The sequence below is a fragment of the Delftia tsuruhatensis NBRC 16741 genome, assembly GCF_001571325.1.
In the GTDB taxonomy this organism is placed as follows: domain Bacteria; phylum Pseudomonadota; class Gammaproteobacteria; order Burkholderiales; family Burkholderiaceae_C; genus Comamonas; species Comamonas tsuruhatensis.
The window spans coordinates 17,231-28,604 of sequence record NZ_BCTO01000090.1; the positions used below are offsets into that span (position 1 = coordinate 17,231).

8 protein-coding genes are annotated in these 11,374 nt (G+C 52.4%); all 8 read right to left on the reverse strand.

Going from position 1 to position 11,374, the window contains the following annotated elements; genetic code table 11:
• Window positions 1–31: 31 nt before the first annotated feature.
• On the reverse strand, window positions 32–2,500 hold the full coding sequence (locus DTS01S_RS28300; RefSeq protein WP_061289928.1) for a heavy metal translocating P-type ATPase: 2,469 nt from the start codon (window positions 2,498–2,500) through the stop codon (window positions 32–34).
• Between the two features lie 72 nt (window positions 2,501–2,572).
• Window positions 2,573–2,848, reverse strand: coding sequence for a double zinc ribbon domain-containing protein (locus DTS01S_RS30145; RefSeq protein ID WP_074932099.1), 276 nt, complete (start codon window positions 2,846–2,848; stop codon window positions 2,573–2,575).
• 28 nt (window positions 2,849–2,876) lie between these two features.
• The gene (gene flgB, locus DTS01S_RS28305; RefSeq protein WP_061289931.1) at window positions 2,877–3,266 is read right to left on the reverse strand and encodes a flagellar basal body rod protein FlgB; all 390 of its coding nucleotides are present in this window, start codon (window positions 3,264–3,266) and stop codon (window positions 2,877–2,879) included.
• An 87-nt stretch (window positions 3,267–3,353) separates the two neighbouring features.
• Window positions 3,354–5,120 (reverse strand): phosphoethanolamine transferase, encoded by a 1,767-nt coding sequence (locus DTS01S_RS28310; RefSeq protein ID WP_306307631.1) that lies wholly within the window; start codon window positions 5,118–5,120, stop codon window positions 3,354–3,356.
• Between the two features lie 98 nt (window positions 5,121–5,218).
• Window positions 5,219–5,569, reverse strand: coding sequence for a DUF4148 domain-containing protein (locus tag DTS01S_RS28315; RefSeq protein ID WP_061289937.1), 351 nt, complete (start codon window positions 5,567–5,569; stop codon window positions 5,219–5,221).
• A 188-nt stretch (window positions 5,570–5,757) separates the two neighbouring features.
• Window positions 5,758–8,946 (reverse strand): efflux RND transporter permease subunit, encoded by a 3,189-nt coding sequence (locus tag DTS01S_RS28320; RefSeq protein ID WP_061289940.1) that lies wholly within the window; start codon window positions 8,944–8,946, stop codon window positions 5,758–5,760.
• A gap of 20 nt (window positions 8,947–8,966) precedes the next feature.
• Window positions 8,967–10,337, reverse strand: coding sequence for an efflux RND transporter periplasmic adaptor subunit (locus tag DTS01S_RS28325; protein ID WP_061289943.1), 1,371 nt, complete (start codon window positions 10,335–10,337; stop codon window positions 8,967–8,969).
• Between the two features lie 16 nt (window positions 10,338–10,353).
• The coding region (locus DTS01S_RS28330; protein ID WP_061289946.1) for a TolC family protein at window positions 10,354–11,374 on the reverse strand (1,021 nt) is incomplete at its 5' end.

The window sequence follows — 11,374 nt, forward strand, 5'->3', positions numbered from 1 at the left end:
CCAGTTTTTCAGACTATGTGGTCAGCACCGATCAAATCTGCTGCTTCTTGTAGGCTAGCAAACGTAGTGCATTGAAAACCACTAATAGGGTTGATCCTTCATGGACCGCGACCGCAGCACCAATACTAAGTCCCATAATAGTAGCCGGAACTAGGACTGCGACTATACCTAAGCTCACGAAGACATTCTGTCGTATGACTGATCTGGTGTGTCGACTCAGGCCTACCGCAAATGGCAAATGCTTTAGATCATCTGCCATTAATGCGACATCCGCTGTTTCTAGAGCCACGTCGGAACCGGCAGCTCCCATCGCAATTCCTACCGTGGAGTTCGCCATGGCGGGGGCATCGTTAACGCCATCTCCAACCATGGCGACTTTAGTGCTTTTCTTTAGGTCTCGTATTGCCTTAACTTTGTCTTCGGGCATGAGGTCACCCCAAGCCTCGTCTAGGCCTACCTCTTTAGCAATCGCATCCGCAACCTTTTGGTGGTCACCAGAGATCATTATCATTCTAGAAATGCCTAGACGACGCAGTTCTTGCAGTGCTTCCTTCGCTCCAGGTCTCGGAGTATCTAGTAGACCGATAGCTCCGAGTTCTTTATCATCAAACCGAACAAACATTGTTGTTCGGCCATATTCTCGGAGTTTGTCTATTATTAATTTTGATTGACTACTTAGACTGGGAATTCCCTCAGTGCCGAACATCTCGGCCTTACCGATCCAAACCGGTTTGGAGTCGATGGTTGCCTTCACTCCGCGGCCAATCAAATTATTGAGATCGACGGCATTCAGGCGGACCGGCACGGTGATGCGGGCGCCTGCATCTTTCACAATTGCTACAGCAAGAGGGTGGTCGCTGAGAGACTCAACTGCTATGGCCACTTCTAGCAGTTCTTCCTGCGTAACTCCTTCCAGAGGAACTACATCGGTAATCCTTGGCTGACCTTCGGTCAATGTTCCGGTTTTATCAAAGGCAATTGAATTCAGCGATCCAAGTTCTTCTAGAGGAGCTCCACCTTTGATCAGTACGCCTCCTCGAGCTGCGCGGGCTATACCGGACAGCACAGCGCTTGGTGTGGCGATTGCGAGCGCACATGGGCTGGCGGCGACCAGTACAGCCATCGATCTGTAGAAGCTCTCTCGGAATGACTCGTCAACAACAACCCACGCAAAAAGCAGTAAAAATGCGAGCAGCAGAACCGCTGGGACAAATACCTTCTCGAATTTCTCGGTGAAGCGCTGAGTCGGTGATTTCAAGGTCTCGGCTTCGCTAACCATTTTCACGACTCTGGCCAGTGCTGAGTCTGAGGATTTTTTGGTTACCTCAATTTCGATACCACCAGCTCCATTAATCGTTCCGGCAAAAACCTTTGATTCCGATCCGACAATATCGGGCTTTGCTCTGGCTCTATCAATATCAGCAACAGCTCGTTTGTCAACTGGAATGCTTTCGCCGGTAACTGGAGCTTGGTTGATGGCAGAGTTGCCGCGTACGATGAAGCCATCGGCCGCGATGCGCTCATTTGGCTTAATGAGGACAGTGTCGCCTACGACCAGTTCTTCGACAGGAATTTCGCGGGCCTCTCCGTCTCTCCGAACTGTTGCTTTATCAGGTGCTAGCTCTGCGAGTGCTTCAATTGCACGCTTGGCGCGGCCCATCGCGTAATGTTCGAGGGCATGACCAATGCTGAAAAGAAAAAGTAGTAATGCACCTTCTGCCCAAGAGCCTAGAGCAGCAGCGCCCGCTGCAGCTACAAGCATGAGGGTATCTATTTCAAACCTCTTAAGTTTGAGGTTCTCTATTGCTTCTCTTAAGGTGAAGAATCCGCCAAAAAAATATGCTAATACGAAGCAGCTAAGTGGTAGCCAAGATGGTGCATTGGCTACGAATTTCTCAATGACTACACCCAATCCCAGCAGCGCGCCGCATGTGATCGCGAAAATCATCTCGGCATTCTCTCCCAAGACGCCATTCCCATGATCATGCTTATGATCCGATTCGGATTCGGAATGTTCGTGACCTTTTGATGTAGAAGGATTTTCTACTTTTGACTGAACTGGCGTGACGCTCAACTCTTTTAGAGACTCCAAAATATCAGCTTCTTTTATTTTTGATTTGTCGAAGTCGACATGAACTTGTCCAGTCGCGCTTACTTGCGCTTCCAAAACGCCATCTAATTCTCTGAGTTTGGCCTCAACGGTTTGGGCCTTGCGCGCGTGCTTGATTCCATCTAGCTCGAGCAGTAAATGGCCCCATCGGTCTGTGACCCTGGAGCCAGCTGCTTGAACTAGTTCACGTATCCGAATTAATGGCAGCTTATCTGAATCATAGTGTATGCATAGCTTCGGCCATTCACCATCCTGCCCGGGCTCGAGATGTACTTTCTCAACCCCATCTCTTCCTTCGATATCATTTAACAATCTTCTTACTAGAAGATCCTCGCTTGAGGAAATCGATGGAAGCACTACCGGTATGTCTAGACGCAGTATTTTTGACATGATATTTAGGCGACGACAGGATGAGATTGATACCTGCTTCGCAGCGTACTAGTTGGCGCACGCAAGGTCAACTCAGGAAGCAGCTAGTCCGCACTGCGGGCAAAACTTTGCACCGGGCGTGATATTTGCATCGCAACCTCGGCAAACCAATGAAAGTCCACACTGTCCGCAGAAGCGGCTTGTAGCTGAGTTAGGTGTTCTACAGGTCGGGCACGCATATCCCACCTCTCCATAGCTGCCCTTTTGTGCGCGCTGATTGTATTTATTGTGATGACCTCCGTTTTTACTGTGATGGCCACCATTGCTATTATCCTGCATTTTTCCAAATAACCATTTGCTAAGACCCATGATGTAATTTCCTTGAAATTAGATCTAATTATTTAACCATTTTGGCAAGCATATCGCCAATTTCAGAGTACTCTTCCACAGCTTGCTTCATTGCAAGCTCTGTGCGAATCGCGTTATCAATAAAACTAGATCTTTCCTGATCTAGATCGACAGTGTTCTTGTCTAGCGAATTTTGTGATGCTGGACGAAAGGCAACGTCTGTGTCATAAATTGATTTCATTTCAGAGCTGGGAATATGCCCCTTACTGGAGCTATTGACGGAGAGCATTTTTGCGTTGCTCCGTTCCAGCGCTCCTTTGAAATCTAAGTCCTTTGCTTGATATCCCGGTGTGTCTGCGTTGGCGATGTTGCTTGCGATAATTGCAAGTCTCTGCGCTCTTATTCTTAACGCTAAATCTTCAAAACGAACTTCACTCATTTTTCACCTCCTACAAAAAAACTCGTTCGAGATGATTTTGAATATAAAATCAATAAATATGATAGCGGAACGCTCTATTCGATTGGGTTACATATTTGTCATGTTGGAGACCGAATCTTTCTTCGCGCATTGTGCAGAGATGTCTAGCGATTTGTCATAAATATCTGTTTGAACATTCATTAACCCAAGCACTGTATGAAAGTAGTTGTCGTGGCTAATTGTTTTATCGTTGTTTTGCTCTTTGATGCAAGATAGATCTTTTTTTACATATGCCTCCATAGAGTCGGAGAGCCATACTATCCATGGAATACTTTTCTGCACGCTGGGTGCAATTGAGTAGGGGAGACCATGAAGATAAATGTTGCTTTCGCCTAGTGACTCTCCATGGTCAGAGACGTATATCAAAGCGGTGGGGGTTGATGGAAATTTATTTTGCAACCACTCTATAGAGCTATTTATGAAGTGATCCGTTTCAACAATACTGTTGTCGTAGGCGTTTATAACCTCTTGCTGTGTACATTGCTGCAGAGATGCTGATTTGCATTCGGGCTGGAAAGGCTTTCTCTGCATGCTTGATCTCTTGTAATAGGCGGGTCCATGGCTACCCATCTGGTGAAGCACGATCACCTTGCCTTTATCTTCTGTATTTGTTGGATGCCATTTAATACGCTCTTCCAGAGTGTCCAGCATGGCTGAATCTTGGCAAACACCTTCTTTGTCACATAGAGGGTTGTTTGGTTGATGCTTGAATTGTTCGTTTGCGACCCTTGCGCAAATGCCCTTGCACCCGGACTGGTTGTCGAGCCAGAAGACGGATAGCCCGGCGCGACTCAAGACATCGAGCATGTTTTCGTAATTTTGCTTTCTGGAGAAATATTTTTCTCTACTCATGTGAGAGAACATGCAGGGAAGCGACTCAGCTGTACTCGTCCCGCAAGACCAAGCATTTTTCGATGAGAAGATATCTGTACGTTGGGACAACTGCGGAGTTGTATTCCTTTCGTACCCGTTTAATCCAAAGCTTTCTGATCGTGCAGTTTCACCGACTATAAGTAGTAGGATGGGCGCGGCTGTAGTTTCTCCAGGGGGTATTTTTATTTTAGCGTCTTGGCCAATTTTTGAAAGCTCAACATTTGTCCGTTCCAATGGATTCGTGGCGACCTTTATTGTTGAGTAAAAGGTATTTAATGGGTTTATCAGATATCTCATCTTTGTATGATTTCTCATCGTCGAGGAGAATGGCTGATAAATTAGAAATATGCACAAAATTGCCAATACTAAGCCCGTTGCTGATAACGCAATGGAGGTGGCTAAAGATTTAATTACGGTAGTTTTCTTTACATTCGCAAGGCATATGAACGCGACTGGAAGTGCTGAAAGCAAGAATACGGTAAGCAACATTTGTGCGCTGACAAGATCTCTCGCTTCAGCCACATCTGTTTGTATTGTGTTTCTCACCATACCGGGATCAATGACTATCCCGTAGTTCAGCATGAAGTAACTTGTGATAGACGATGTAAGTATCGCAAAAATCAAGACTGGCTTTAGCAGCCGCCCCCAGGCGAAGATTGCGATGAGTGATATATTTAATGCAGCGACCGCAGTTAGAAACCCTGTAAAAAACTTGGCATCGACACCTTCAGGCAGTTGGCTCAGAGCTTTCCACAATGGAATGTTTCCAATAGTCGCGATCCATAGTCCTGTCGCGATAATTAAAAGAGCTGGGCTAACTGTCAGGTACGCTGATATTTTCTGTAGAAAGCTTTGATTATTATTTTTCATGACTAGCTCTTTTGCTTGAGCCAAACGCAGAAAGCCTTCCTCAAGAGAACGCTGTTCTAAAGAGGAAGGCATAATCTGCTTTTCTATGCGCGACTATTTTGTCATTGCTGATGACAGATAGCCACGTCTTTTGGGATGGTATACGGCTGTCGTGTTAAGCAATTTCGTGCTTAACCGCCCATCGAACGCTGACGGGCGTCGCGCTCAGCAGGAGTTTCCCTCAGCAGCTCGTTAATTACTTCTTCGCGTGTCTTGCCTGTAGTAGGTTGCTTCGAGGCAGCCGGGTAAACTCCCGTATTAAAACGATTGGTGCCCCCCTCACGGACGGCCGCTGCAGCTTCAGCTTGAACTTGCTCACGGGTTTTTTCGCCCCTGAAGTGTTCGGGATAGGTCTTCACCCCCGCTTCATTGTTGGCAGGGTGTTGGTAGCTTTCTGCCGAAGCGGTACCAGGGAGAACGAACGCCGCCGAAGCGACCAATGCTGCAATAAAAGATGCAGAGTAAAAACGACGGTGCTTCATTGTATTTCCTTTCAACAGAGTTTTGATTCTATTCTCGAGATTTGGATCTATCTCAAGTCGATGGCTTCACTGTAGAGAAACGCCCCCCACAGGACGCACACATTGCAGTGACAAAGCTGTAATCTTCTAGACGCAAAAAAAGGCCATGGCATTAAGCCATGACCTGTAAAAAGCGATCGCTGTCCCAGTTACACGATCGCTACCTTGCCAGAGGACGGTGCCCCACTCTCGGGATTCCCTTGACCTTCACTTTCTGAAGGGTCGTTCCTGTGTATGAGTCGGTATAGCAAAGGCAGCACTAAGAGCGTGAGGATCGTTGAGGACAGGATCCCTCCGATCACCACGGTGGCCAGGGGACGCTGCACTTCAGCTCCAGTACCCGTGGCGATGGCCATGGGGACGAACCCAAGTGAGGCGACCAGGGCGGTCATCAAGACCGGCCGCAGCCGGGTCAGGGCTCCCTCAGTCACGGCGTCAGCTACGTTTCGACCCTCTTCACGCAATGTACGGAAGTAGGAGATCATCACCAGGCCGTTGAGCACTGCCACCCCGGATAGCGCGATAAAACCCACCGCTGCCGTAATCGACAGCGGGATGTCACGTAGCCATAGCGCCAAGATGCCTCCCGTGAGCGCAAACGGAATACCCGTGAAGACGATGAGGCCGTCCCGAACGTTTCCAAACATTGCGAAGAGCAGCACGAACACCATCAAAAGTGCAACGGGTACGACGATCAGAAGCCTCTGCCGAGCGGACTCCAGGTTCTCAAACGTACCTCCCCAACGGGTCCAGTAACCAGCCGGCAGTTGCAAGCTCTCCAGGCGCTGCTCTGCTTCGCCCACAAAGGACCCGATGTCACGTCCGCGCACGTTTGCGCTGACGACGATGCGTCGTTTCCCATCCTCTCGGCTGACTTGGTTGGGACCAGGCGCTGTCTCAAAGGTAGCAACGGAAGACAAAGGAACGAAACCAACTCGGCCATCTGCTCCCTTTGGCAAGGCGATGGGAAGGCGGCTCAGCGCTTCCACGTCATTGCGGATGTTCTCCGGCAGGCGCACTTGAATGTCGAAGCGCTTATCGCCTTCGAACACGATCCCCGCTTCTCCTCCGCCCAACGCAACGCTGATGGTGTCCTGTACGTCACCCATGTTCAGCCCATAGCGTGAAGCCTTCTCACGATCAATTTGAACGGTGAGCATGGGCAGGCCTGTCGTCTGTTCAACCTTAACTTCAGAGGCGCCTTGGATCTGCTGAAGCATCCCCGCCACTGTTTGGGCGTTCTTCTCCAGGACTGCCATGTCGTCGCCAAAGATCTTGACGGCGACGTCGCTACGCACGCCAGAGATCAGTTCGTTGAAACGAAGCTGAATTGGCTGCGAAAACTCATAGTTGTTGCCTGGCACGCCGTCAGCAGTTCTTTGGATGGCAGCGAGCAGGTCATCGCGTGAACGAGATGGGTCTGGCCACTGGTCCTTAGGCTTGAGCATGATGTAACCGTCTGAGATATTGGGAGGCATCGGATCCGAGGCGATCTCGGCAGTACCTGTACGGGCGAACACTCGATCGATCTCGGGGAACTCCTTTTTCAGAGTGTTTTCGATCTGTATCTGCATCTCCAAGGACTGCGTAAGGCTGGTGCCTGGTATGCGCAGTGCTTGTATGGCGAAATCACCTTCGTTGAGATTAGGAGCGAACTCGCTACCAAGGCGCGTCGCAAGCAGAAGACTGAGTGCGATCGCCACCCCTGCGGCTGTCAACACCACTGCTGGAGCCGCCATAACGCGGGCAAGCACAGGCGAGTACGCCTGCCGAGCCCAGCCCATGATGCGGTTTTCCTTTTCGGCCACTTTGTCGCCCATGAACAGGGCCACAGCCGCAGGAATGAACGTGATGGACAGCAGCATGGCGCCGGCCAAGGCAATGACCACAGTCAACGCCATGGGATGGAACATCTTGCCTTCCACCCCTGTGAGGGCAAAGATGGGCAGATAGACCACCATGATGATGAGCTGGCCGAAGAGCAACGGACGCCGAGCTTCCTTGGCGGCAGCAAACACTTCATGAAACCGCTCACTGCGAGTCAAGGGGCGGCCTCGCGCTTCTTGCGCATGGGCCAAACGGCGGACACAGTTTTCCACGATCACCACGGCGCCATCGATGATGATGCCGAAGTCGAGAGCCCCCAAGCTCATGAGGTTGGCACTGACCTTGTAGTACACCATTCCGGTGAAGGTGAACAACATGGACAGTGGGATGATCAACGCCGTGATCAGCGCCGCACGCAGGTTACCCAGGAACAGGAAGAGGATGACCACCACCAGGGCGGCGCCTTCGAGCAAGTTCTTTTTGACGGTGGCAATGGCTTTGTCCACCAGGTTCGTACGGTCGTAGACCGTTACGGCTTTGACGCCTTCGGGCAAGTTGCGGTTAATTTCCCGCATACGAATATCGACGGCCTGGGAAACCTTTCGACTGTTCTCTCCAATCAGCATGAACACCGTTCCCAGCACTACCTCGCGACCGTTGTCGGTGGCTGCGCCAGTGCGCAGCTCGCGGCCAAGGCCCACTTCTGCCAAGTCACGGATGCGAATAGGCTGTCCCTGTGCAGAGCCAACGATGACCTCACGGATGTCTGCAATGCCCTTCACTTGACCAGGCGCACGGATCAAATATTGCTCGCCTTGGCGCTCGATGTAGCCAGCGCCGACGTTTGCATTGTTGCGCTGCAGCGCCGCCACGATGTCGGCCAGTGTGAAGCCGTAGGCAGAGAGCTTCTCAGGAGAGGGCGCGACGAGGTACTCCTTCGCGTAGCCACCAATTGAGTTGATCTCAGTAACGCCTGGCACGTTGCGCAGCTGAGGTTTGATCACCCAATCCTGGATCTCCCGCAAGTCCATAGGGGTGTAGGGAGACCCATCGGGCTTTTTGGCGTTTTCCTCCGCCTCAACGGTCCAGAGATAGATCTCTCCTAGGCCAGTCGATATCGGCCCTAAGGTGGGAGACACGCCGTCTGGCAGGCTCTCTCGGGCCTGTTGCATGCGTTCGCCCACGAGCTGGCGCGCGAAGTAGATGTCCGTGCCGTCCTTGAACACTACGGTAACCTGAGACAGGCCGTAGCGCGACAGCGAGCGCGTCTGCTCCAGGTTCGGCAGTCCAGCCATCACCGTTTCTATCGGGTAGGTGACGCGCTGCTCAGTCTCCAGCGGAGAGTAGCCGGGAGCCTGGGTGTTGATCTGCACCTGGACATTGGTGATGTCGGGCACAGCGTCGATGGCCAGGCGCTGGTAGCTAAAGATGCCCAGTGCTGCCATGCCGAAAACGGCGAGCAGCACAAGCCAGCGCTGCTCAATGGCAAAGCGGATGATGCGTTCAAACATGTAGTTCTCCGGTCCCCGCCTCAATGAGCATGTTCAGCCGTGGCTTTGCCGAGCTCCGCCTTCAGGAGGAAACTCCCTTCGGCCACGTACGCTTGGCCAGGCTTGAGGCCTTCCAAGATTTCCGTATTTTTGGAGTCCGTACGTCCGATTCGAACCGGCTGTGCCCGGAAGCCGCCTTGCACTGGAACGAACACCACTGTCTTTTGGTTTTCGATGCGCTGAATTGCGGTGGACACAACGGTGAGCGCGGCTTCCTGCGAGGATGCTGTGACCTCCACATTCACAAACAGACCTGGGCGCCAGGCACCGTCTGGGTTCGGCAAGGTGATACGGGCTGGGGCAGTTCGCGTGTCCTGTCCGATGAGCGCGCCGACATAGGAGACTTCGCCCGTCGCTGCAGATTCAAATGCTGTCGCGCGAACCGTTGCCTTTTCGCCAACACGCACTGAGGGCAGATCGGGGGCGGAGACTCTCATCTCGGCCCACACAGAACGAAGGTCGGAGATTGTGAAGACTTGCGTGGTGTCCTGAACGGCCTCACCGATAGACAGGTGCTTCTCCACGATCACACCGTCAAATGGTGCCCGTAGTTCGAAGCGATTGAGCCCTGCGCCCGCGCCAGCGCCTGCACCAGTAGCTGCCAACTTTTGCTGAGCGTTGGAGACCGCGATCTCAGCTTCGCGTAGTACCTGTTGGGCCTGCAGATAGTCCTGCTCCGCCGAAACCTTTTCCTCCCAAAGCTGCTTTTCACGCTGATAGGTGGTTCGGGCGAGTGCCAAACGCTTTTGCGCGCCCAACAGTTCGCTGCGCTGCTCCGACACTGCAACGCTGCTCAGAACAGCCAGCAGCTGGCCCTTTTTAACGTTTTGACCTAAGTTGGCTGGCACGCTTTCCGCGACGCCGGCAACTCGGGGTACCACGTGAGCGGTGCGGTCTTCGTTAAAGCGAATCTCTCCAGGCAGTTGCAACACGCTACGGATAACCGATGGTCCAGCTTGAGCGGCCTTGAGGCCGGCAACCTGGATGCGTTGGGCATCCATCGGGATCAATCCTTCATCTTCGTCATGACCAGCTTCGGCGCCGGGCTTGGCGGAAGCTTCTGGCTTGGCCTTGTTGCCATCGCCCTCTTCATGATGCTCACCATCAGCATGGCCTTTGTCATCGCTGTGGGACTTGGCAGCCTTCTCCCCATGATGTTCTTGATCAGCATGGCCTGCGGCCTCGCCATGACCGTGCTCCTGGGACTGAGTGGTCTGTCCGCTGGAGTCAGGGGAGCTCGAGTTGCCTGAACGTAAAATCAGCGTCGCTGCGAGAACCCCTACAGACAGGATGCTCACAATCGCTATGACGGTTGGCGTACGGCTAGAACTTGAAGAAGAGTTCGTTTTCATTTGGCGGCTCAATGGTTTACTGATCAGCTTGCGATCCGAGCAGACGTTCGAGGTCCGCGACGGAGCTATGGGTGGACAGCAGCTGGCTTAGATACTGGCTACGCGCGTCGAACCATGTGCGCTGTGCGTCCAGCACGTCGAGGTAGCTAAACTTTCCAAGTGAAAAGCCCTTCACGGCTGCTTCATAAGCAGTTTGTGCTGTCGGCAGTACTTGGGTTGATAGCTGTTGTGCAAGGCGACGGCTGGTTTCCAGTTGCTCACGGGCTTGAAACACATCTGTCTGCATCTGGACGCGCAGCGCTTGAAGCTTCTCTTCAGCTTGATCGGCAAGGCGCAGTGCTTGGATCTGGTTACCGCGGTTGGTGTCCAGCACCGGAAGTGGTATCGAAATTCCAAAAACAAGTTGGTTACGCCCCACCTCCTGCGCGCGCCTCACACCCAAGCTCAAGGTCGGATCAGGCAAGCGCTTTGCACGCTCTAGATCTGCTGATGCGCGGCTTTGCTCCAGCATAGAGCGTGCCTGCCTGATGGATGGGGAGTCCTCCAACTGGGCCAACAGTTCCGATGCAGCAGGTGCTTCAGGAGCGATCTCGAAGGTACCAAGCGCTGGTCCAAAGGAGAAGTCTTGCCCTCCTAGTAGAGCCTGCATCTGCTGCCGAGCAACACGCAGGTCCGACTCCGCTTTACCCTGCTCGAGTTCAGCACCAGACTCAGCAACCTTTGCCCTGCTTTCTTCAAGCGGAGCCACTTTGCCGGCTGCAACCCGCTTTGCTGCCGCTTCGCGGGCATTCCTAACTATTTCCACTGTTTGCTTTGCAACAGTCACCCGCTCCTGGGCCGCTAAAAGACTGTAGAAAGTTGCGCGCACGTCGGCACGGATTTTTGCACGGGTGGCGGCCACCCCGGCTTGCGCGACGTCACGCCCGCGTTCCGCGATGCGCATACGTGCGTCTCGCTTGCCTCCGACTTCAACCAACTGATTCCACTGAACGGTTGATGTTTTGGTACGGCTACGTGTATTGGGCTGCTGCCGGTTT